The sequence below is a fragment of the Chitinimonas prasina genome (genome assembly GCF_030160395.1).
In the GTDB taxonomy this organism is placed as follows: domain Bacteria; phylum Pseudomonadota; class Gammaproteobacteria; order Burkholderiales; family Chitinimonadaceae; genus Chitinimonas; species Chitinimonas prasina.
The window spans coordinates 211,129-233,131 of sequence record NZ_BSOG01000006.1 but is presented as its reverse complement, the minus strand read 5'-3'; the positions used below and the strand labels follow the sequence as shown (position 1 = coordinate 233,131).

Genomic DNA, 22,003 nt, shown 5'->3' with positions numbered 1-22,003 from the left:
CTACCTCATTCATGCTATCGCTCAGCTACCATCCGCCTGGCCCGCCAGGAATGCCTCGGCATCCTTGGGCTCGAATACGGTAAGTGCCGCGCTGGCAACCAACTGATCGCCTATCTCTATCCGGCAGTCGAACTGCCCCAATCCATTGTCGGCCTGGAAGGCCCGCCTGGCGCTTACCCGCAGGGTCTGCCCTGGCAAGAAATGCGACACCTGGCAGTCGTAGCGGCGGCTGCCCAGCAGAAACCCCACCTTGGGCTCGCCACCAGCCAGCCTAGCCTGCCAGCCGGCCCAGGCCGCCACAGCTTGCGCCATGAACTCGATGCCCACCCAGCCGGCTACGCCATAGCCATCAAAAAACAGGCCTTCGGCCCTGATGTCCACCTCGGCCACCAGGGATTCCGCGTCACCCGTCAGCGCACGATCGAGCAGGCTCATGGGGCCGGCATGCGGCACGATGGCCGAAATCGGGTAGTCGATCTGCGTCATGCACCGCTCCGTGCCAGCACCACGCTGGCATTGCTGCCACCAAAGGCAAATGAATTGCTCAAGGCGTAGTCCAGCGGCCTGCCCAGAGCCTGGCCCGGCCGCACCAGCGCTAGCGTCGGCAGCGCGGCGTCTGCCACGCCATCCCACCAATGCGGCGGCAGCAGGCCGTCGGGGTTATCATGCAAAGTCAGCCAGCACAGGGCGGCTTCCAGCGCGCCTGCCGCACCCAGGGTGTGGCCGGTCAAAGGCTTGGTCGAGCTGGTTGGCGTATGCGCGCCAAACAACTCACGCACGGCCAGGCTTTCCATGGCGTCGTTCTGCGGCGTGGCCGTGCCATGCAGGTTGACATAGCCGATATCGGCCGGCTGCAGGCCGGCACGTTCCAGGGCAGCGCGCATGGCGGTCATGGCGCCACGGCCGCTGGGCTCCGGCGCCGAAATATGGTGGGCATCGGACGATTCTCCCCACCCCGCCAGCCGCACAGGCCCCTCGGCGCGGCTCATCAGGAACAAGGCCGCCGCCTCGCCGATATTGATACCGCAGCGATTGGCACTCATGGGATTGCAGCGCGGTGCGCTGACCGACTCCAGGGCCGAGAAGCCAGCCACCGTGAAGGCGCACAGCATGTCCACGCCGCCGACAATCACCGCGTCGCAAGCACCCATCTGCAGCAGCCTGGCAGCACTGGCCAGCGCCTTGGCGCTGGATGAGCAGGCCGTAGAGATCACCAGCGAGGGCCCGCCCAGGCCCAGTAACTGGCATAGCATCATGGCCGACGAGCCCATCTCCTGCTGGCCGATATGAAAACCAAGCGGCAATTCGCCATGGTGCCGGTGGTGATCGATGGCCAACTCGGCTTCACCTATGCCCGAGGTACTGGTACCCAGCACGACCGCAACCCGCTCCGGGCCATATTGGGCGATGGCCGCATCCACCTGCGGCCGTATCTGTGCCAGTGCAGTCAGCAGCAGGGCGTTGTTGCGGCTGCGGTGGACGCTGGGCAACCCGGCCACGTCTGCCACGGGGGTTTGTACAGCGCCCAGATGCAGGGCGCGGCCGGGCATCAGGCTGGCGTTTTCAGCCACGCCACCGGGCGTGGTCGCAAACAGGGCTGCCCTGACGGCAGCTGGGCCATCGCCCAGGGCGCACACGACGCCCAGTTCATTGAGATAGACCGGGCTCGTCATGGCGCGGGTTCCGTGCTTTGTAAACGTGATTCAATCTGCAGCCGATAGCCTTCGCGCTGGTTCTCCAGCACGGCATCCCCCGCCCAGCGCGGGTTCGCGCTATAGCGCACGCTCAGTGCAGTCACACCATCCTGCTGTAATTGCCGCAGGCCTTGATCATCCAGCAGCACCCAACCTGCCGGCAGCGCCTGGCGTATCGATTCGGCCGGCCAGTAAGCCAGCTGCACATCCCGCAGTACACGGCCACCATCGACTTCGGCCGGCAGCTTGGGATGGCGGTTCTGCTGCAGGTCCTGCCCATCCCAGCTCAGGGTCAGTACGCGCTGGCCCAGCGCGATACCGGCCAGCTGTACTGTGCTTGGATCGATTTCCAGCAGGGCCTCCAGCACGCGCGGGGTCTCCTCGCGCTTGCCGGGCAAACGGTTTTCCAGCCGTTCCAGCGTCAGACGCTGTGCCAGGCTGACGCTGCTGCCAAATGACGCTGGCGCCAGGCGCAAGGCCGGCATGGCCGGGCGCGGCTCTGGCGTGCTGGCACAAGCCGCCAGCAGCAAGGCGGCAGTGGCTATCAGGCGGCGCACAGCTGCTCCAGCGTCTTCAGGCGGCGTGGTTCAGCCACGTAGGGGTTCTGCTTGTCCCAGGCATAGCCGGCCAGGATGGCGGCAATCATGCGACGTATCTCGGGCGATTGATCCTGGTGGAAGATCACATCCTGAAAGCCGCCGGCATACCAGCTCTCCACAAAGGCGCGGAAGGCATCCACCCCGCCCTTCAGGGGATCGGCATAGTCCGCCTGCCAGTCCACCTTCTCGCCGGCAAATTCACGGGCAATGGCGGCCGTAGCCAGGCTGGCCGATTTGACGGCAATGGTGACGCCGCTGGAAAACACCGGGTCGAGGAACTCGCCCGCATTGCCCAGCAGCGCGTAGCCGGGGCCCCACAGCGATTTGACGTTGGCGGCATAGCCGGTCAGCTTGCGCGCCGGGGTATCCCAGACCGCGTCCTTGAGCAAGCTCGCCAGGGTAGGCGTTTCGGCAATGATGGCCTGCAGGCGCTCTGTCTCGGTGCCGCTATAGCGCTCGAGGAATTCGGTGCGTGCCACCACGCCCTGCGAGCAACGGCCGTTGGAGAAGGGGATGGTCCAGAACCAGACATCGACATGCTCGGGATGCACCGAGATCAGTATCTTGTTGCGGTCGAAACTGCCACTGGGGATATTGTCCTGCACATGGGTGAAGTAGGCACCACGCAAGGGGAAAGCCGAGGGGGTTTCCAGATCCAGCAGGCGCGGCAGGATGCGGCCAAAACCGCTGGCATCCAGCAGGAATCGGGCGCTGACCTGGTAGGTCTCGCCTTCCGGCGACAAAACCGTCACCTGCGGACGCTCGCCGTCCACATTCACCGTCACTACCTGATGCCGATAGCGCACCTCGGCACCGGCCTTTTCGGCCGCCTTGGCCAGCACGTGGTCGAAGTCGGCCCGCTGCACCTGGTAGGTGGTACCCCAGCCCTTGGAGAACTTGTCACGGAAATCAAACTGGGTCTGCTTTTCGCCACGCTGGAAAGCCGCACCGTTCTTGTACTGAAACCCGGCCTCGACCACATCCTGCAGAAAGCCGGCGGCTTCGATGTATTCCATCGATTGCGGCAGCAGGCTCTCGCCGATGGAGAAACGGGGAAACTGTTCCTTCTCGATCACCAGCACCTGCCGCCCCTGCTGCCGCAACAGCCCGGCCGCCACCGAACCCGATGGGCCGGCACCAATGATCAGGATTTCTGTTTGTTCATGACGCATGGTCTTGTTCCTTGTTGCTGGCGCTGTGGCCGCAGCGAATTAATGGATGATCTGCCCAGCGCGCAGGATGCCCACCACGCCGACCAGGATCCAGAAGGTATTGAGCACGGTATAAGCCCGGTCACGCCGCAGGCTGGAACACCAGGCCAGCATCACGGCATCGATGGTGTTGAATATCCAGACGAACATGAAGGGACTGGCCGCCCCCATCCAGCTCACCAGGCTGAAGCTGAAAATGCGCATCAGCACCCCTACCATCTCGATCTTCTCGATATGGCGCAGGATGAACTGATTGAGGGTCGCCACCGGGGCAAGGGCCAGGCTGTTTGTCGTCATGTTTATTGCACTCAGGGTTGATGGTTTGCCGTGGCAAGCTGCGATACCGGGGTGGCTTCTACCTGCTCGCGGGCAAATGCTGCGCCGGGGCGGAAACAAGGTGTCAAAAGCCAGATCAGCAGTTCACCCAGCAACATGGTCAGGCCAAAGGCCTGCAGGGCCGGCGTGGCAGAAAATGCCAGCAGGCCAAACGACAGCAAGGTACTGACACCGGCCAGCGCTACCGCCAGCCAGGCGGTGCCATCACCGGGGTGTTCCAGCAGGAAGATGCCGTAGTCCACCCCCATGCCCAGCAGCAAGACCAGCGCCAGCACATTGAACAGCTGCAAGGGCACGCCCAGCAGTCCCAGCAAGGCCAGCACCAGCAGGCTGCCCAACAAGGTGGGCAGCAAGGCACGCCAGGCAGCCAGACGGAAGCGCCAGGCCAAGGCCACGAACACTGCCACATAGCCCGCCAGCAGCAGCCAGCTCATGCCCAGGCGATAGCGTGCCAGCAGGCTGGATATCTCCGCCGTCTTGTCCACCCAGCGCACGCCAGGCAAATCGGTGGCCGCCTTGTCCAGCGCCGGCAACATGGCCGGGCTCAGGCCGCGCAGCATCAATACGCTGTAGTGCTTACCGTCCAGTTCGCCCAACCACTGCGCTGCAATAATCGATGCGGCGGGGCTGGCCAGCCAGGTTGCTGGATCCAGCGCTTGGGTCGCCTGAAGCGGTCGGGCCGGCTGCTCGCCCGTCTGTTCGGCAATGGCCGCCAGCGCATGCCGTTCGGCCTGTGCCGTCAGCAAGGCGGCACGCTGCTGTGTAGCCAGCGAGGGCAGCCAGTCCGAGACCGCGCGGTAGCCCGGCAAGACGCCGTCCCTTACCAGGCCGTCCAGCCTTGCCTTCAATCCTTCCTCTCGCTGCAGCAACTGCTCCGGGCTGTCGCCCGCCACCAGGTAGAACTGGCCTGGGCTGGGCATGCCTAGCAACCGCCCTACTTCCAGTTGTTCGGCCATCAGGCTGGCCGGCGAGCCCTGCAGCTGGCGCAGGTCATCGCGGCTCTGCAAGCGTGACAGGCCTACACCCAACACCACCAGGAGAACCAACGCCAGCAGCCAGCCCTTGCGGTTGGGCTGCCAACGCGGCCAACGCGTCAGGCTGTTGGCAAGATAGCGGGCAAAGGCCGTTTGCGGCAGGGCACCCCGGTCAAACAGCGGGAACCAGCACACCACGGTCAAAAAGGCCGCCAACAAGCCTGCTACCGAGAACACGGCCATCTGCCGCAAGCCAGGGAACGGAGCCAAACCCAGCGCCATATAGGCCACCACACTGGTCAGCAGCGCCAGTGCCATACCAGGCAACAGGCCACGCAGCACCTGCCAGCGCTCACTGGCCGGCCGTCCCTGGCGAGCCGCGAAATAATGGAAACCATAATCCTCGGCCACCCCGACCAGGCTGGCGCCAAACACAAGAGTCAGAAGATGCACCTGGCCAAACAGCATGGCCGTCACACTCAGCGCAACGCCGCAACCTATCAGCAGCGACAGGCCCACCAGGACGATCGGCCGCAGTGAACGGAAGGTCAGCCAGACCAGCAACAGCACCGCCAGCAAGGAACCCCAGCCTATGGTGCTCATCTCCCGGTTGGCCTGGGCCGCAGCAGCTTCGGCATGCAGCGGCACCCCTGCGGCCAGCAGTCTGATCTCGCCCATACCTTGGGCGGCCAGCTCAGCACGGCTGGCCTGCAGCAGTTCGGCCAGCGGCGCCTCACCCGTCACGGCAAAGGCGGCACCCTGGAACTGGTAATTGAGCAGCGCCCACTGCTGCCCCTTGCCCTGCAACCACAACAGGCCATCGCGCGGGCGGGCGGGTGATTCAGCCGCCCGTTCAGCCCACCAGTCCTGCCACAGGCCCAGCGGGTCAGCCAGCCGGTCGCCAAACTGCGGCCCTGCAGCAGGTTGGTACAAACGCATCAAGGCAGTGCTGGCCCATTGCTCGCTTGGTGCCGACGCCAAGGCCCGCAATTGTTCCTGGGTCAGCAAGCGGTCACGCCAGGGCTGGTAGAACGCCACCGCCGCATCCAGCTTGCCGGCATCCACCGCGGCGGGCTGCAACAACGCTGGCTGGGTGGCCAAGCGGGCCTGCACCATCTGGGCTGCACGGCGGGTCTGCGACCAGTCGGACGCGCCCACCAGCAGCACGATCTGGCGCTGCGACTGCTCCGCCAGCTTACGGGTAGCCGCACTCACGGCGGGCGCCTGCTCGTTCTCGGGCAGCAGCGCCAGCACATCGGTGTTCAGGCGGGCAGCCCGCCAGAACTGAACCTGGTGCAGCACAGTGCCCAGCACAACGATCGCCCACACGGCAGCCAGCCACAGAGAGAGACGCTTAGCGGCCAAGGCGCGTTGCCTCCTCGGCCGTGGGGGCGCTGGCCTCAACCAGCTTATCGAAACGGATCAGGCTGCTGTCGCCATTGGCCTCTTCCAGCCGCACCAGCTTCACATGCCGCTCGCCTTCCAGTATCACTCGCTTGAATACCCGAGCCAGACCCGGCTCGCGCGGAGTCAGGGCCAATACCCAGGCATCCTTGCCACGCAGGCCACCATCGGTCAGGAAGCGCTTCTGCAGCACGGCCACATCGCCCGCCAGCAAGGCAAACAGCAGCTCATTCATGGCCTGCAATGCCGGCTCGCGGCTGGATTCCAGCTGATAGCTGGCCTGTCCCGACTCCGCCGACAGTTTGTCCGGGCTCACCACCAGGCTGGACTCGAAAGGCTTGCGGGTTTGCCACAGCACGCCATGGCCACGCCACAGCAGGAACTCGCCACTGGACAGCAGGGGCTTCTTGAAGCCCACCACACTCTTCTGCTGCTCGAACTGGCCGCGCAGGACCTGAGGGCTGCTAAGCCGTGCTTTCACCGCCTCGGCGATATCTGCGGCCCAGGCAGAACCGGGCAGCGCCAGGCACAATAGCAAAGCGTATCGGAACCACTGTTTCATGGCGCGGGCACTCCCAGTCTTTCCCACAACACCGGTGGGCAGAGGTATTGCATCTCCTGGCTCTCGGTGCAGACCGCCACCTGTATGGTGTAGGCCTTGTTCAGGCGCTGGCCGGTGTCGGCATCGCTAATCAGGTACTCGATCTTGAGCCGGTTTTCCCATTCCACAATCTCGGCCCGGATACGCAGGCGCTGATTGAACACTGCCGACTTCACATACTTGAGGCGCATGTCGACGATGGGCCAGACAAAGCCCGAGGCATACATCTGCGGATAGTCGTAATCGAACCGTGACAGCAGGGCACAGCGGGCGATTTCCAGGTACTTCACATAGTTGCCGTGCCAGACGATGTTCATCGGGTCCAGGTCATGGAAGGTCGGTGCCAGCTCGATCTCGTGGGCAAGGTCAATCGACATAGACACTCCAGGCCTCGCGCCGTATTGCGCCCAGCAACGATTGCAGCTCGCCATCCAAAGCCCGGTCTTCTACCACCAGGGCGATACGGTCTTCCAGATCAGCCTGCATGCTGGCCAGCGCGGCCGGCAGCACCAGCTCGACATCCAGCCGGCGGCGCAGGGCAACACCCTGGCGCGCGGCGATCAGCATGGCCGCCACGACCTGCTCGGTCAGTTCCAGCACGCGCAGGCAATCGCGCGCGGCGATGGTGCCCATGCTGACCTTGTCCTGGTTATGGCACTCGGTAGAGCGACTGAACACCGAGGCCGGCATGGTTTGCTTGAGCGCCTCGGCAGTCCAGGCAGACACGCTGATCTGCAGTGCCTTCAGGCCATGATTGATTGCAGCACGGGGGCCCGTGGCACCCGACAGGTTGCTGGGCAGGCCATGGTTGAAGCGGGTATCCACCAGCAGCGCCAGTTGCCTATCCAGCAGGTCGGCCACATTGGCCACCGCATTCTTGAGGCCATCCATGGCGAAGGCGATGTGGCCGCCGTAGAAATGACCGCCATGCAGCACGCGCTCGTTCTCGCCATCAATGATGGGATTATCGTTGGCACTGTTCAGTTCGTTCTCTATCAGGGTGCGGAAGTAAGGCAGGGCATCTTCCAGCACACCGATCACATGTGGAGCGCAACGCAGCGAGTAGCGATCCTGCAGACGCTGCTCATTGCGGCTGGGCTGGTCGCTGGCCAGATCCTCGCGGATACGGCCCGCCACGCGCTGCTGCCCGATATGAGGCTTGACTGCAAACAGCGCCTGGTCGAAATGGTGGGCATTGCCGGCGCTGGCCAGTACGTTCATGGCGGTCAAGCGGGTTGCCAGCTGGCACAGGTAATCGGCACGCCGCCAGGCCAGGCAGGCCAGCGCCGTCATCACGGCCGTGCCGTTCATGATGGCCAGGCCCTCCTTGGGGCGCAGGCGCAACGGCTGTATGCCCAGCTCAGCCAGCACATCAGCGGCATGTCGGCGCTGGCCCTGGTACATCACCTCACGCTCGCCGCACAGCACGGCAGCCAGATAAGACAAAGGCGTCAGGTCGCCACTAGCGCCGACCGAGCCTTCTGCCGGGATCAACGGCAGGATGTCGTGCTTCATCAGGGTTGCGATCTGCTCCAGCAGGCCCACGCTGACGCCCGACATGCCTTGCGACAGCGAAGCCAGCCGGGTTGCCAGTACCGCACGGGTTTCTTCCGGCGTCAGGAAGCGGCCGGCACCGCAACCATGGTAGGTGTACAGATGGTGTGGCAGTTCAGCGACCAGCTCGGGCGGGATGCTGACGGTGCAGGAATCACCGTAGCCGGTGGTCACACCGTAGATAACGCCATCTTCCGCCAGCAGGCGGTCAAGGAAGTCGGCGCCACGGGCGATACGGGCGCGGAAAGCCGGGTCAGCAGACAATTCGGCTGGCTGGCGCTGCTCGGCCACCGCCACCACGTCTTCTATGGTCAGTCGGCTACCGTCAAATCGGATGGGATCAGTGTTGCGGTCAAGGTTTTGCATGTGTTTGATCCCAGAAGGGAAAGAAATTGAACCAATCAAAAGGCGAGCGGCGCACCAGGGCCGTCAGCGCGGTGGCGTAGCGGCCGGCATAGTCAGCCATGGCGACTTCGCGCCGGCCGCGCGGTAATTGCACCTGCTCGGCAAGCTGCTCGAAATGTAGGGTGTAGCCTTCGTTCTCGTGTATGCAGCCCAGCAGATAGAGGGGACATTTGAGCAGGCTGGCCAGCACGTATGGCCCCACCGGAAAGGGCGCCTGATGCCCCAGGAACTCGGTGGTCACCGTCTGGCTGGCAAAGACCGGAATGCGGTCGCCCGCAATGGCCACGTACTCGCCGGCAGCCACCTTCTCGGCCAGCAACACAGCAGTGGCGGGGCTGATCTCGGTGACCTCCAGCAAGGTCAGCTCATTGTTCGGATTCAGCCGCTTGAGCAGCTTGTTGAAGCGCACTGCGTGGCGGGTATGCACCAGCACATTGAGTTTGAGCCCTCCCTTACGTTCGGCCAGCACGCGGCACAGCTCCAGGCAGCCCATATGGGCGGTGACAATCACCCCACCCTGCCCCGCCAAGGCAGCTTGGTGCAACACCTCGCTGCCCACGCTGCGCACCTGGGCAAACTGGTATCGCCCCGATACCGCCAACAACTTGTCCAGCATGGTTTCAGCAAACAGCATCACATGCCGGACGCTGTCCTGCCATACCGGTGGCCTGCCCAGCGCACCCGTCGCCTGCTGTAGCCGCGCCAGGTATTGCATGGAAGATACACGCAGCGCCGGCTTGGTAGCCCAGTGCAGCAACACCACCGGGTACAGGCAAAGCCGGAAAGGCCAGCGGCCCAGCAAGCGGTGCACCCAGTAAAGCAGCCAGATACCCAGGACAAAGGTGTTCTCGCCCATCTCGGCCCAATGCTGGCGCGACGCGGTACTCATGCGGCCACCTTGCGCCATAACAGCATAGGGGCACGTAACAACATGCCTAGGAACAGGCGGGCGTGCATGCGCGAAATCAGGGCATTGTCCAGCCAGACCTTGAAGTGCGACACACCATCGCTGGGGTAGCAAACCCGGGTAGGCTGATTGACGATGACCATGCCACGCCAATACAGCCGAACCAGGATCTCAGTGTCAAAATCCATGCGGCGTCCTATGTTCACCGCGTCCAACAAGGCTACGGTAGGAGCCAGCGGATAGATCCGGAAGCCGCACATGGAATCGCGTATCTGCAGCGACAGGGTATTGATCCACACCCAGATATGGGTGGCATAGCGGCCATAAAGCCTGGCCTTGGGCACGCTCTCGTCGTAAATGGGACAGCCACAGATCAGGTGCGCCGGCTGCGCCGCCGACAGCCTCAGGAAGGCCGGAATATCACCCGTATCGTGTTGGCCATCGGCATCAATCTGCAGGGCATGGCTATAGCCCAGTCTGGCGGCCTGGCGCAGGCCGGCAATCATGGCACCGCCCTTGCCTTGGTTTTGCGGCAGGCGCAGCAGCTGCACACCGGCTGCATCGGCCGCCGCCAGGGCATCGAGCACCGCAGCGCAGCCAGGTTCGCTGCCATCGTCCACCAGCAGGCACGGCAGGCCGTGCTGGCGAACGGCGGCTACCACCGCACCGATGGCCTCGCCATGGTTGTAGACCGGGATCACGGCACAGGTCTTCATGCTGGCGCTCCGAACACGATGCGCCCGCTGGCGTGCGCGCCGGCGGCAGAGGTGAGCTTAAAGCCCAGGCTGCCTCGCTCGGCCTGCCAGCTCAAATCCATGCTCACCTGGCTGCCTGGCGCTATCACCTGCTGGAATTTCACCGCCTCCAGCCGCAGGAAACCGGCTGGAATGGCAAACAGCTCGCGTCCAAACAGCACCGCCCAGTCCAGCTGGGTGACACCCGGCAGGATAGGCGTCTGCGGAAAGTGCCCCACAAAATAAGGTGAGCGGGCGTCGATCTCCAGCACCAGGCTGGCCTCGCCCGTAGTGCGCGACAGCAGGCGTGCCGCCGGGCGCCTTGGGTCAAACCAGGCTTGCAAGGCGGCTTCCGTCGCCTTGCCCTGGGCGTTGCTGGGCAAGGCCCAGGCATAGCGCCAACGGCGCGGCAGCACGCTGGCTTCCACCAGCTCCGCCAGCGCAGCACGCAAGCGGGTATTCAGGGCACGCTTGCCCTGCTCGTCAATCAAGGCCCAACCTGCAGCGCTGGGCACAGCCAGCACACCCAGGGTCAAGCGTAAACCGCTCAACGGCAATACCCGCACCTCGGCCACCAGTCCGGTCGCCAGCAAGGCTCGCTCCATGGCCGTCAGCGAGACCCGCTTTTCTTCAATCTTGACGATGCGATCAGCCCGGCCGAGCAGCTCAAAACCATCGCCCAGCAGGCTGACCCTGTCCTCGGTGCGCTGCCAATCCGTGCCTGCGAGATGGGGAGACTGCACCAGCAGCGTCTCGCCATCCAGCCGCAGCTTCACCCCCGGCAAGGCACGCCAGGCCAGGTCATCGTCGTTCATACGTTGGCGCCAGGCAATGCCGCCCGTCTCGGAGCTGCCATAGACTTCGATAGGCGCCCTACCCAGCAACCGCCTGCAATCGGGCAAGGCCTCTGCAGGCAGAGGGCCGCCCGACGAGAACACTGCCCGCAGGCTGGTCTTGCCGGCCGCCCACGGCAGATTATCCGGCAAGCGCTTGAGATGGGCAGGGCTGGCCACCAGTACACAGTCGCCGTTGGCCGCCAGGGCGGCCACGATATCCTCCGGGAACACCAGCCGATCGGCGGCGAACACGCGGCCAGCCGCCAGTGGCCACAACACACGGAACAGCAGGCCGTAAATGTGCTGATGCGACACCGTCGCCAGCACCATGGCCTCGCCCATATCGGTATCAAAACAGGCCGCCAGCGACTGGACTTCATCGAACAACTGCGACAGTTGCTTGGTAATGGCGACCGGTTCACCGGTCGACCCCGAGGTAAACACCACCAGGCCCGGCGCCTGCTTTTCCAGCGCAGGCCAATCGGGCACTACCGCATCCGGCAAGGGCTGCAGGCAGTCCTCGCCGGCAATATCGCCAGCAAAGCCATCCACTTCGCCCCGCAAGCGCGCCAGGGTGGCGGGCAGCACATCGGCCGGCAGATAAACGCACACACCGGCATGCCAGGCCCCCAGCAAGGCAGCGGCAAAGGTAAAGCTGTCGTGACAGTACAGCGCAAAGCGGCGCCCAGGCTGCGCGGCAAAAGCCGCGCACCAGTTGGCCGCCTGTTGCGCCAGGCAGGCAAAGTCCAGCTGCAGTCCCTGTCGTACAGCCACGGTCATGGCGGCGGGGCGGCCCACGGCCAGCAATTGTTCAAGGGCCAGGAAATCAGCCATGTATTACTCCAGCACGCACGCGGCGGCGAACCAGCCATTCAGCAGCGAACAACATGCCCATCAGGCCGTAGGCAATCAGGCCGTTATACAGGGCCCAGACCGCATCACTGGCCCACAGCGCCGTCACCAGGGCAATGCTGCCGTTGAGCACAAAGAAACCACACCACACCTGAGTCACCTTGCGGGTGTAGATCACGCCCTCGGGCGGTAGATCGGGCTCCTGCAGGCGCGCCAACCGTTCGATCACGCTGGGCGGATAGATCAGGCTGGTGCAGAACACCACCAGCAGCACGGCATTGACCAGCACCGGGTAGAGCTTGAGCGGCAGCGCGTGGTTACCCACCGCCGTCACTAGCGCCAGCAGCAGGGCGCCAGCCGCCGCTGCCAGCCAGGTTGGCTGACGGGTGGCAATCGCCCGCAACAGTGCCAGGCCAGCCAGCAGCAAGGCCAGCCAACGCGGCTCGAAGCGTCCCAGACCCAGATAGACCAGCACCGGGTAGCTGAGCGTCAGCAGGCCGACCGCTACCGCACGCACACGCGTGGACGCGCTCACATCAGGCCGTGGCGTCGTGCATCAGGCCATACAGGGCGTCCACCACATCCTGCAGCGTACGCACCGATTTGAAGGCATCCGGTTGCAGGCGGCGGCCTGCGATGGGCTTGAGCTTGACGATCAGATCCACGGCATCGATGCTGTCGATGTCCAGATCATCGTACAGGCGCGATTCGGGCTTGATACGCTCGGGCGCGATATCAAAGGTTTCTTGAAGAATCGCGCTGAGGCGATCGAACATTTCCTGCTTGGTCATGGTTTACCCCTGGCACCAGCAAGCCATGACATAGGCCGCTGATGCATTTCATGATTACGGTAGTACCGCATGTCCACCCGGTGCGTCCCATGGCGCATGGTGATCATGCCGATGGCGAATTACTTGGTGCGCTGTGCAGCAACAAACTGCGCCAGTGCACTGACACTGGCAAAGTGCTGGCGGGTTTCTTCCGAATCGGCCGACATGCTGACGCCGTAGCGCTTTTGCAGGGCAAGTCCCAGCTCCAGCGCGTCGATGGAATCCAGCCCCAGGCCATCCACAAACAGGGCGGCGGAAGCGTCGATATCGTCAGGGGTGACATCTTCCAGATTCAGCGATTCAATGATGATCGCCTTGATTTCTTGTTCAAGCGCCTGCATGGGCGGGTTTCTCCGTAGAAAAATAATCGTGCAAGTAATCGGTCAGGTGGCGTGCCGCCAGGGCCGGTTCATTACCGGCGCCTGCCAGAAAAGGCGCCACCTCGATATCGTCGCGAACGACGATAGTGAAATGCATGCGCCGCACCGGTACCTTCCACCAGGGCAAGCCCTTGGTCAGGCTCAACGGCTCGCACCGTATGGTGACCGGCGTAATGGTGCAGGGGCCACGGGTCGCGATATTGGCGGCGCCACGCTGCAGCTTCATCGGCCCGTCGACGGGTGTACGCGTGCCCTCGGGGAAGATGATCAGGTTGTTGCCTGCATGCACCGAGGTGACGCAGTCTTCCACCAGGCCGGCACCGCTATCGTTGCAGATGTAGCCGGTGGCGCGCACGGGACCACGGGTAAACGGGTTACGTGCCAGAGCGGCCTTCACCACGCAGTCGGCATTTGGCACCAGCGAGATCAGGAACACCACGTCGATCAGGGTCGGGTGATTGGCCAGGATCAGCAGGCCGGGCCGACGCAGTCGCTCCGCGCCGACGATGTCGTAGCGCAAGATGCCCAGCACCCGCATCAGCTCGATAAACAGCCGGAAGGTATGGTGGATGGAAAGCCGGGCCAGGCGGGTCTGCCTGGCGCGTTCGCGCACGATCAGCTGCAGCAGCGGAAAATACACCAGGCGCAGCAGCAAGCCGCCAAGGCCGAAGCTCGAAAAAGCAATGGCGGTGGCGATAACGCGCCAGCCACGATCCAGCAGCTCAAGCATGGCGCACCCAGTGCCAGCTACGGCCAGCCACGTCATGCTGCCAGGCCGGAGCCTGCCCCAGCAGAAAGCGCAGGGCGGCCAGGTCATCTGGCAGAGTCGCCGGTTCAGACGCACCTGCCAGCAAGCCAGGCTGCAAGGATATGCCACCACTTTCGCAGCGGCTCAAGCGGCAGGCCCAAGCACGGGGGAAATCCAGGTATTCGGCAAAATCCGAATACGGCGTTGGCAGGGGCTCATCGTAATACACCACCAGCACAGCCGGCGCGCCATCGGCCAGCAGGCCCAACGCCTCCATGAAGGCCGCCTCTACCGTCTCGGCACCAGCGGCCACTGCAGTACAAGCACCCGTATCTGCGCGGGCGATGGAGAACAAGGCACCTATGGCATTGTGCACCGACATGCTGAACGCCGTGGGCGACAGCCCCTCACCGGCGGCCAGTTGCCGCAGCAATTCCACCGAACGGGTTACGTCCCCAAAGCGCGAGGCAAAAACATGGGGACACGCCTCGGCATCGCCCTGGGCCCAATAGGCGGCCTGCAAGGCCACCTTGCCCAGACGCTCGACCCGCCGCCGCATCATGGCCGGCATCTCCGCCAACACAGGCGCACCTTCGCCAACCAAGGGTTGCGGCGCAGCCAGCCAATCCAGCCAAGCATCATTGCCGACCAGACCCGGCGCCCAAGCGGCCCAAGCATCTATTGAAAATCTTACTGTCATTAATCGCGCAATCTAATTGAACTTTTTGGCGCGAAGGAAATCCCGAGTCCAGCACACGACCCTCACCCCCTGCCCACCCATGGGCCAAAAGGGAGCGACCACCCTCGAACGAAAGGGCGGCATTCTAACAGGTAAATTAACAAAAACAATTGCTTATGTGCTTTTTACCCATACCGGATACTGCGTACAACAGGCTGATGTGCACTTGCAACATGGCTGCACAATCAATCAAAAAATTTGTTCATTGATTGTCATGTACAAAATAAAAGAGGGCATTTCTAACCAAGTGCACAAGCAAGCGCAGGCTCACCCACACCAAAAGTCCCCTCCACCTCTCCAAGGTCGTGGCTTACACCTCTGCAGGCAAAACTGGGCATCGAGCATTTGGCGAATCCGCCAGATCAACAGGCTTTGATCCAGCACAAAGTGCTTTACTGTCAGTCAGTTACCCTTTACGCAGCCTGCGCCCACCGGTGCACAAACCGCCACGGTCAGCTATAAAACAATTGCCTTGTGGACATCCCCTAGCAAACTACGCCGGCCAGGACGGCCATCAGGTTTCCAGAAGCGCATGGAACCAAGGCAACCGCCATCCCAACCAAGGGGCCAACAGGCAGAACCTGGTGGCGGCGAAAAACGGATAACACCGGAGGTTCCCCAGCCCAAGCCGCGGAGGGTGCAATGCTGAAAAAGCCGCAAGCCCTGCTGGCCCGTGCTTTTGCCACGGCAGCCAATGCCATCATGATTGCAGATCGCCACGGTCATATGGTGTGGGTTAATCAGGCCTTTTGCCGTCTGAGCGGCTACGCCGAGTCCGAGCTGATGGGCAAGTCGCCCGATCTGCTGCGTTCCGGCCAGCACGATACGGCTTTCTACCGCGAGCTATGGAGCACCATCCTGTCCGGGCGCCCCTGGCAAGGCGAGTTGATAGAGCGGCGCAAGGATGGCGCTTTCTACACCGTCAACCAGATTATTACGCCGCTACAGGATAGCCACGGCAACATTACCCACTTTATCGCCATCCAGCACGATATCAGTGCTCAACGCTGCGAACAGGAACGTATAGCCAGGCTGGCCTATCACGACAGCCTGACTGGCCTGCCCAATCGGCAGTACTTTCTTGAGCTGCTGAGCAAGGCCATAGCTGCAGCTGCCTTGCAGGGCAATATGCTTGCCGTCATGTTTCTGGACTTGGACAAGTTCAAGCAAGTCAATGACACACTGGGCCACGCGATCGGCGACCGGCTGCTGATCTCGGTCGCGGAGCGCCTGCATGGTGCGGTACGCAAATCCGACCTGGTCGCCCGCTTAGGCGGCGATGAGTTCGCCGTGCTGATCAGCGAACTGCAGCACACCGACCATGCCAATGCCGTGGCGCAGCAGCTGGTAGACGCCATCGGCCAGCCCTTTGCATTCGGGCCACACAAGGTACAAACCCATGCCAGCATCGGCATCAGCCTCTACCCGCGCGACGGCGTGGAAACCCAGGCATTGCTCGACCAGGCCGACGCCGCCATGTACCACGCCAAGCGGCAAGGTGGCGGTGCGTATGCCTATTGGTCGGCCGCCATGCTGGCTGCACCACCAGCAAAACCCAGCACAGGTGCAGCCTAAGCTGCCACTTCACCTGCCATCACCCATCCATGATTTGAGTTCAAGACAGGCTCTTAGTCACCCTGCACCAACCAACGAGCCTGCAGCAATATCAGCGTGCTCTTGGCATCACGCCGCTGACGCTCGTAGCCATCGCGCTCACGGCGTAGCTTGCGGCGCTCATCCTCGGTGGCGGCCTTGCCTATCAGCTCGCTCAGGCGATTGATCTCGCGGCCATAGCGCACCATATCGTTTTCCAGATTGTCGATATCGCGGCGCAGCTCATACCGCGCATAGCCCCGGTTGTACTCGCGCAAAAAACCTTCCTGCAGCTCGGGCGCACAGACATTGCCGTAGCTATAGCCCGCCCTGCCTACGCGGTAGCCATTCTCAGGAGTGCAATAGGCCAGCAGACCCCGCTCGCGGCCGCGCGAGTATTCGGCCGGGTCGGGCAGGATATTGGTTTTCTGGCATGCCTCGGCATAGTCACCCAGGCGGCTGCCCCGACCATCCCGGCCATCCCGCTCACCCACGCCATACCAGTCACCCGTCCGGCATTCCGCCTCGCTCATGGCAGCACAAGCGCCCAACAGCAACACACTGGCCAACAGCAGCAGCTTTTTCATTTTTGTTCTCCCAGGATGGATGACTGCAGTCTAGGCCCCGCTGCTTGAATCCGCCCTGAACGGCAGGCAGCAAAAAGCCCGGCCTCGCCGGGCTTATGGGATGGCAGTACGCTCAACCGCGCTTGCGCGAAGCGATGCGCATGCGCAAGGCATTGAGCTTGATGAAGCCTTCGGCATCCTTTTGGTTATAGGCGCCACCATCATCGTCGAAAGTCGCGATAGTCTGGTCAAACAAGGTGTCCTTGGAGTCACGTGCCACCACCGACACCCCACCCTTGTAGAGCTTCACCCGCACCCAACCGCTGACATATTGCTGGGTATTGTCGATCAGCGCCTGCAGGGCGCGGCGCTCCGGGCTCCACCAGTAGCCGTTGTAGATCAGCTCGGCATAGCGGGGCATCAAGTTGTCCTTGAGATGCGCCACTTCCCTATCCAGGGTGATCGACTCGATACCACGGTGCGCCTTCAGCAGGATGGTGCCGCCGGGCGTCTCGTAGCAGCCGCGCGACTTCATGCCCACATAGCGGTTCTCCACCAGGTCCAGCCGGCCTATGCCGTGCTTGCCGCCCAGTTCGTTGAGCTTGGCCAGCAACTCATGGGGCTTCTGGCGCAGGCCATTGATGGCCACCAGGTCACCCTGTTCAAATTCCATGTCCAGGTATTCAGGGGCGTCCGGCGCTGCTTCGGGCGCCACCGTCCAGCGCCACATGCTTTCCTCTGCCTCGGCCTTGGGGTCTTCCAGGTGTCGTCCCTCGAACGAGATATGCAGCAGGTTAGCATCCATGGAGTATGGTGCGCCGCCCGCCTTGTGTTTCATCTCGATAGGTATGCCAGCCTTTTCGGCGTAGGCCAACAGTTTTTCGCGGCTCAGCAGATCCCACTCCCGCCAGGGTGCAATCACCTTCACGCCCGGCTTGAGCGCGTAGTAACCCAGCTCAAAACGCACCTGGTCATTGCCCTTGCCCGTGGCGCCGTGGCTCACTGCATCTGCCCCGGTCTGATTGGCAATTTCGATCTGCCGTTTGGCAATCAGTGGTCGTGCAATGGAGGTACCCAGCAGGTACTCGCCCTCATACACCGTATTGGCGCGGAACATGGGGAAGACAAAATCGCGTACGAACTCTTCGCGCAAATCGTCGATATAGATGTTCTCTGGCTTGATACCCAGCTTGATGGCCTTGGCACGGGCCGGCTCCAGCTCTTCACCCTGGCCGATATCCGCAGTAAAGGTGACGATCTCCGATTGATAGGTATCCTGCAGCCACTTGAGGATGACCGAGGTATCAAGACCACCGGAGTAGGCGAGTACAACTTTGTTGGCGTCAGACATAAGACTTTCCTGCTAATGGGTTCAATTCTGGGGTGAGACGATCTTGGCGTAGGTATCGCCGTCTATATCTATCGTCTCAAAGCAAAGCTGGCACTGGCGCTCGGCCAGCGTACGCGGGAAATGGGCGGCGACTACAGGCTGCAGTGCCGCCAGCGCTCGTCGCTTGAACGCCACGGTACGCCGGTTGATCAGGTAGAGCTTGAGGTGGACAAACGCATGGCTGGCGTTGCCATCCCCTACATACCAGTCGGTCAACTTGATGGCGCGGCTTTTGATATCGATCTCGGCCACATCGCCGGTCTCTACCAGCGCCGCATGGAGCGCTGCAAACAGTTGCCGAAAATCCGGCTGTTCTGCCAGGTTGTCGGTGTATTCAATAACGATATGGGGCATGCTCAACCTGGGTGATGGCAGACGGCCTCGATATTGTGGCCGTCCGGGTCCAATACAAAAGCACCGTAATAGTGCGGATGATAGTGTGGGCGCAAGCCCGGTTCGCCATTGTCGCGACCACCCGCCAACAGGGCGGCGGCATGGAATGCCTCTACGGCCGCACGGCTATCTGCCCTGAAAGCGATATGGATGGGCGGTTGGTTGGGCGTACCCACGCTCAGCCAGAAATCCGGCTTGCCGCTGGCTTTCTCCCCAAAGCCCGCCACGTCGGTGTGCCCTGTCACTTCGGCGGAAAATTCCGCCAGGCAACCATAGCCCAGGGTGCCCAGGGCAGCCTCGTAAAACGCCTTGCTGCGGCCGTAGTCACTGACGGTCACACCGGTGTGGTCTATCATCCTTCGCGCCTCAATCAGCTATCTATCTTGCCCAGCAACAGGTATTCAATCAGTGCTTTCTGGGTGTGCATGCGGTTCTCTGCCTCATCCCAAACGATGGATTGCGGGCCGTCCAGCACATCCGGATCCACTTCCTCGCCTCGATGCGCCGGCAGGCAATGCATGAAGACCGCATCCTTGTCGGCCAGTTTCATCAACTCGCCAGTCACCTTGTAGCTGAGGAAATCAACCCTGCGCTGCAGGCTCTCCCGCTCGAAGCCCATGGAGACGCAAACGTCGGTAGAGACGAGATCCGCACCCTCGGTTGCCTCGCGCGGGTCGTGGGTTTGTTCAAAGTGGTCACGGTAATCGATGCCATCCAGCACCGACATCTCATAGCCCTTGGGGCAGGCCAGCCGCAGCTTGAAGTTGAAGATACGCGCGGCCTGCAGCCAAGTGCGGGAAATATTGTTGGAGTCGCCTATCCAGGCCACGGTCTTGCCCTCGATGGAACCACGATGCTCGATATAGGTGAAGATATCGGCCAAGGTCTGGCAAGGGTGGTATTCATTGGTCAGGCCATTGATGACTGGTGCCTTGGAATAGCTGGCGAAGGTATCGACGATGGTCTGCTCATAGGTGCGCAGCATCACCACGTCACACATGCGGCCGATCACGCGTGCCACATCCTCGATCGGCTCGCCCCGCCCCAGCTGCGTATCCTTGCTGGCCAGGAACATGGCATGGCCGCCAAGCTGGTTCATGCCCGCCTCGAACGACACCCGTGTGCGGGTGGAGCTCTTCTCGAAGATCATGGCCAGGGTCTTGCCTTGCAGGGGCTGATAGAGCTCCCCTCGGCGCAGACGATCCTTCAGTACACGGCTGCGGACGAACAGGTGCTCGTATTCGTCACGGCTGAAGTCGGTAAACTGGAGGAAGTGCTTGCCTGGCATGCTGGCCTCTTTGTGCGTTGCGGAAAAGCTTTGAGCTTCTCCGAGCAAGGCCGCCCGGTCAAGAAGGATTTTCCACTATGCGACATCGATTTATGGAATATCGACATCGCTGGTGATCAGATTGGCGTCAATCGGCCGGGAATATCCGGTCGCGGCCGCAAGCCTTGGCGCGGTAGAGGGCGGCATCCGCCGCCGCCAGCAAGCTATCGGGGCTACGGCCATGGCGTGGATACTCAGCAACGCCAGCCGAGAAACTCAATTGATCCAACCTGCGCCCATCCATCTCCACCACCAGGGCATGGAAACGGTGCAGCAGGGTGCGCACCCGCCCCAAAGCCAACTCCAGGTCGATATCAGAGAGCACCAGGCAGAATTCCTCACCACCAAAGCGGCAAGCAAAGTCCGACCCACGGATATTGCCTATCAGCATGCTGGCCAGCTCTATCAGTACCTGATCGCCCATGGGATGGCCAAAGCGGTCGTTCACCGCCTTGAAGTGATCGAGATCAATCAGCACCACACAGACGGAATAGTGCCGACGCTCCGCCAGCTTGATCTCATTGCTCAACTCTTCCTGCAGGTAGCGCCGGTTATAGAGATTGGTCAAAGGATCGCGTATGGCCTGCTCACGCAGCTTGGCCTGCAATCGCTCGATCTCGTCCACCTTGTTGGCCAGCTCGCGGTTCAGCATCTCCAGCTCGGTACGGGCACGCTCGGCCTCGGCCTGCTTGAGCAGGGCAAAGTCGCGCTCACGCTCGGCCTCGGCCAATTCGCTCTGTATACGGGTAATCTGGGTGCGCGCACGGGCAGCGCTGCCCAGCGATCGCTGATACAGCTGCTGGTACTGATCCAGATAATCGTAAGCCTGCTGCCACTGCCCCAGGCTGGCATGAGCGCGTGCCAACTCACGGTTGATCTGCACTGGGTAATACGGGTCTTGCTGCTTGCTCAGATAGGCTTCGGCCTTCTGGAAAGCGCCCAGCGAGGCACTCACATGGCCCAAGCCACGTTCCACCAGGCCGCGCACCCACAGGCAATGGGTAATCACCCTGGATTCGCCCGATGCCTCGGCGGCCAGCAAGGCCCGATCCACCATGGCGCCGGCTTCGTCCCAGCGGCCGTGGGCAGCATAGGTGTGGGCGGCGATAGCCTGGAAAAAAGCGGCATCCGCCTTGCCTATGCGCACCTCGTCATCGCTGAGGTTCAGATAGGGCTGTATGGTTTCGTAGGCCGCCTCATGGGCGCCGATGGCCAATTGGCACATGGCCAGGTTGCCTGCCACCAAGGGCGCCAGGGCCGCCAGGCGTGACTGCCCCACCATCTCGTCAGCCTCCACCAGAAAGCGGATGGCATCTTCGTAATTGCCCGCACCATGCTGGGCATCACCGAGGTTGGAGAGTATCAAGGCCAGATGGTCTGGCGAGCCCAGCTGCCTGGCCGCAGTCAAGGCCTTGTAGCAATGGCGCATGCCATCGTCGAGCTGGCCCGCCTCTATGCTGGTAATACCCAGGCAGTTATAGATGACGAAGGCGTCTACCGGCTCGGCTCCGTCCAGCTCAGACACAAAGCCGATCAACTCGGCATAGGCATCATCGGAGCGACCATCGCGCGACAATAAGGCCGACACGCCAAAACTGGCCCTCATCAGGCCGCGCACATCCTTCTTACGCTCGAAGAAATGCTTGGCCGACTCAAACTCCCGCCGTGCCAGTTCCACGTCACCGTGGCGCATTTCGTAGCATGCCAGCGCCACACGGGCATAGACTTCCCCCGCGTCATCCCCCGTCTGACAGGCAAGCGCCAGCGCACGCTCGGCCAGCGAGCGCGCCTCCAGCGGGTCGCCATATTGCAGCCGCCAGGCGCCGGCATTCAGCGCAGCGATTTCCTGCGCTACCGACACCTGGGCTACTGTGGGATCATAGGCCTCAGCGGTCATGGGTTCTATGCAGTGAATATGACTCAGGATGCG

At 62.4% G+C, this 22,003-nt stretch carries 24 protein-coding genes; 1 reads left to right on the top strand and 23 read right to left on the bottom strand.

From position 1 onward, the window contains the following. Positions 1-21: 21 nt before the first annotated feature. The 17 genes from QQK16_RS19275 to QQK16_RS19195 all read right to left on the bottom strand — a co-directional run bounded on the left by QQK16_RS19275 (position 22) and on the right by QQK16_RS19195 (position 14,765). Entirely contained in the window at positions 22-486 is a 465-nt protein-coding gene (locus QQK16_RS19275; RefSeq protein WP_284198112.1) for a hotdog family protein, read from the bottom strand. After that, positions 483-1,673, bottom strand: coding sequence for a beta-ketoacyl-ACP synthase (locus QQK16_RS19270; protein ID WP_284198111.1), 1,191 nt, complete (start codon positions 1,671-1,673; stop codon positions 483-485). Before QQK16_RS19270 ends, QQK16_RS19275 begins: the two co-directional genes overlap by 4 nt. After that, positions 1,670-2,251, bottom strand: a complete 582-nt coding sequence (locus QQK16_RS19265; protein ID WP_284198110.1) for a DUF3261 domain-containing protein — start codon at positions 2,249-2,251, stop codon at positions 1,670-1,672. Before QQK16_RS19265 ends, QQK16_RS19270 begins: the two co-directional genes overlap by 4 nt. Further along, positions 2,239-3,465, bottom strand: coding sequence for an NAD(P)/FAD-dependent oxidoreductase (locus tag QQK16_RS19260; RefSeq protein WP_284198109.1), 1,227 nt, complete (start codon positions 3,463-3,465; stop codon positions 2,239-2,241). Before QQK16_RS19260 ends, QQK16_RS19265 begins: the two co-directional genes overlap by 13 nt. A 39-nt stretch (positions 3,466-3,504) precedes the next feature. Beyond that, positions 3,505-3,801: a hypothetical protein gene (locus QQK16_RS19255; protein WP_284198108.1), complete on the bottom strand. Its 297-nt coding sequence runs from the start codon at positions 3,799-3,801 to the stop codon at positions 3,505-3,507. 11 nt (positions 3,802-3,812) lie between these two features. Continuing rightward, entirely contained in the window at positions 3,813-6,179 is a 2,367-nt protein-coding gene (locus QQK16_RS19250) for an MMPL family transporter (protein ID WP_284198107.1), read from the bottom strand. Continuing rightward, positions 6,169-6,780 carry a LolA family protein gene (locus QQK16_RS19245; RefSeq protein ID WP_284198106.1) on the bottom strand — a complete coding sequence of 204 codons (612 nt, stop codon included), beginning with the start codon at positions 6,778-6,780 and terminating at the stop codon, positions 6,169-6,171. The genes QQK16_RS19250 and QQK16_RS19245 overlap by 11 nt, the downstream gene beginning before the upstream one ends. After that, entirely contained in the window at positions 6,777-7,196 is a 420-nt protein-coding gene (locus QQK16_RS19240) for an acyl-CoA thioesterase (protein WP_284198105.1), read from the bottom strand. The genes QQK16_RS19245 and QQK16_RS19240 overlap by 4 nt, the downstream gene beginning before the upstream one ends. Then, entirely contained in the window at positions 7,186-8,739 is a 1,554-nt protein-coding gene (locus tag QQK16_RS19235) for an HAL/PAL/TAL family ammonia-lyase (RefSeq protein WP_284198104.1), read from the bottom strand. The genes QQK16_RS19240 and QQK16_RS19235 overlap by 11 nt, the downstream gene beginning before the upstream one ends. Further along, the gene (locus QQK16_RS19230; protein WP_284198103.1) at positions 8,726-9,667 is read right to left on the bottom strand and encodes an LpxL/LpxP family acyltransferase; all 942 of its coding nucleotides are present in this window, start codon (positions 9,665-9,667) and stop codon (positions 8,726-8,728) included. Before QQK16_RS19230 ends, QQK16_RS19235 begins: the two co-directional genes overlap by 14 nt. Continuing rightward, positions 9,664-10,401, bottom strand: a complete 738-nt coding sequence (locus tag QQK16_RS19225) for a glycosyltransferase family 2 protein (RefSeq protein WP_284198102.1) — start codon at positions 10,399-10,401, stop codon at positions 9,664-9,666. Before QQK16_RS19225 ends, QQK16_RS19230 begins: the two co-directional genes overlap by 4 nt. Further along, the gene (locus tag QQK16_RS19220) at positions 10,398-12,089 is read right to left on the bottom strand and encodes an AMP-binding protein (protein WP_284198101.1); all 1,692 of its coding nucleotides are present in this window, start codon (positions 12,087-12,089) and stop codon (positions 10,398-10,400) included. The genes QQK16_RS19225 and QQK16_RS19220 overlap by 4 nt, the downstream gene beginning before the upstream one ends. Then, positions 12,082-12,642, bottom strand: a complete 561-nt coding sequence (locus QQK16_RS19215; RefSeq protein ID WP_284198100.1) for a hypothetical protein — start codon at positions 12,640-12,642, stop codon at positions 12,082-12,084. Before QQK16_RS19215 ends, QQK16_RS19220 begins: the two co-directional genes overlap by 8 nt. Position 12,643: 1 nt before the next feature. Then, a complete protein-coding gene (locus tag QQK16_RS19210; RefSeq protein WP_284198099.1) occupies positions 12,644-12,898 on the bottom strand; it encodes an acyl carrier protein in 255 nt (84 codons plus the stop codon). A 119-nt stretch (positions 12,899-13,017) separates the two neighbouring features. Beyond that, the gene (locus tag QQK16_RS19205) at positions 13,018-13,278 is read right to left on the bottom strand and encodes a phosphopantetheine-binding protein (protein ID WP_284198098.1); all 261 of its coding nucleotides are present in this window, start codon (positions 13,276-13,278) and stop codon (positions 13,018-13,020) included. Continuing rightward, the gene (locus tag QQK16_RS19200) at positions 13,265-14,047 is read right to left on the bottom strand and encodes a lysophospholipid acyltransferase family protein (protein ID WP_284198097.1); all 783 of its coding nucleotides are present in this window, start codon (positions 14,045-14,047) and stop codon (positions 13,265-13,267) included. Before QQK16_RS19200 ends, QQK16_RS19205 begins: the two co-directional genes overlap by 14 nt. Continuing rightward, a complete protein-coding gene (locus QQK16_RS19195; protein WP_284198096.1) occupies positions 14,040-14,765 on the bottom strand; it encodes a beta-ketoacyl synthase chain length factor in 726 nt (241 codons plus the stop codon). Before QQK16_RS19195 ends, QQK16_RS19200 begins: the two co-directional genes overlap by 8 nt. A 681-nt stretch (positions 14,766-15,446) precedes the next feature. Between QQK16_RS19195 and QQK16_RS19190 the strand changes: the two genes are divergently transcribed. Next, positions 15,447-16,379 (top strand): diguanylate cyclase domain-containing protein, encoded by a 933-nt coding sequence (locus tag QQK16_RS19190; RefSeq protein WP_284198095.1) that lies wholly within the window; start codon positions 15,447-15,449, stop codon positions 16,377-16,379. Positions 16,380-16,432: 53 nt separating this feature from the next. Here the strand turns inward: QQK16_RS19190 and QQK16_RS19185 are convergent, their stop codons facing one another. The 6 genes from QQK16_RS19185 to QQK16_RS19160 form a co-directional block, all read right to left on the bottom strand. Next, positions 16,433-16,984: a DUF2799 domain-containing protein gene (locus tag QQK16_RS19185; RefSeq protein WP_284198094.1), complete on the bottom strand. Its 552-nt coding sequence runs from the start codon at positions 16,982-16,984 to the stop codon at positions 16,433-16,435. Positions 16,985-17,096: 112 nt separating this feature from the next. Then, positions 17,097-18,314: an argininosuccinate synthase gene (locus QQK16_RS19180; protein ID WP_284198093.1), complete on the bottom strand. Its 1,218-nt coding sequence runs from the start codon at positions 18,312-18,314 to the stop codon at positions 17,097-17,099. Positions 18,315-18,335: 21 nt separating this feature from the next. Then, a complete protein-coding gene (locus QQK16_RS19175) occupies positions 18,336-18,707 on the bottom strand; it encodes a 5-carboxymethyl-2-hydroxymuconate Delta-isomerase (RefSeq protein ID WP_284198092.1) in 372 nt (123 codons plus the stop codon). 2 nt (positions 18,708-18,709) lie between these two features. Beyond that, a complete protein-coding gene (locus tag QQK16_RS19170; RefSeq protein WP_284198091.1) occupies positions 18,710-19,102 on the bottom strand; it encodes a VOC family protein in 393 nt (130 codons plus the stop codon). A gap of 14 nt (positions 19,103-19,116) precedes the next feature. After that, a complete protein-coding gene (argF, locus tag QQK16_RS19165) occupies positions 19,117-20,034 on the bottom strand; it encodes an ornithine carbamoyltransferase (RefSeq protein WP_284198090.1) in 918 nt (305 codons plus the stop codon). A 127-nt stretch (positions 20,035-20,161) separates the two neighbouring features. Further along, positions 20,162-21,970, bottom strand: a complete 1,809-nt coding sequence (locus tag QQK16_RS19160; RefSeq protein ID WP_284198089.1) for a tetratricopeptide repeat-containing diguanylate cyclase — start codon at positions 21,968-21,970, stop codon at positions 20,162-20,164. Between the last annotated feature and the right edge of the window lie 33 nt (positions 21,971-22,003).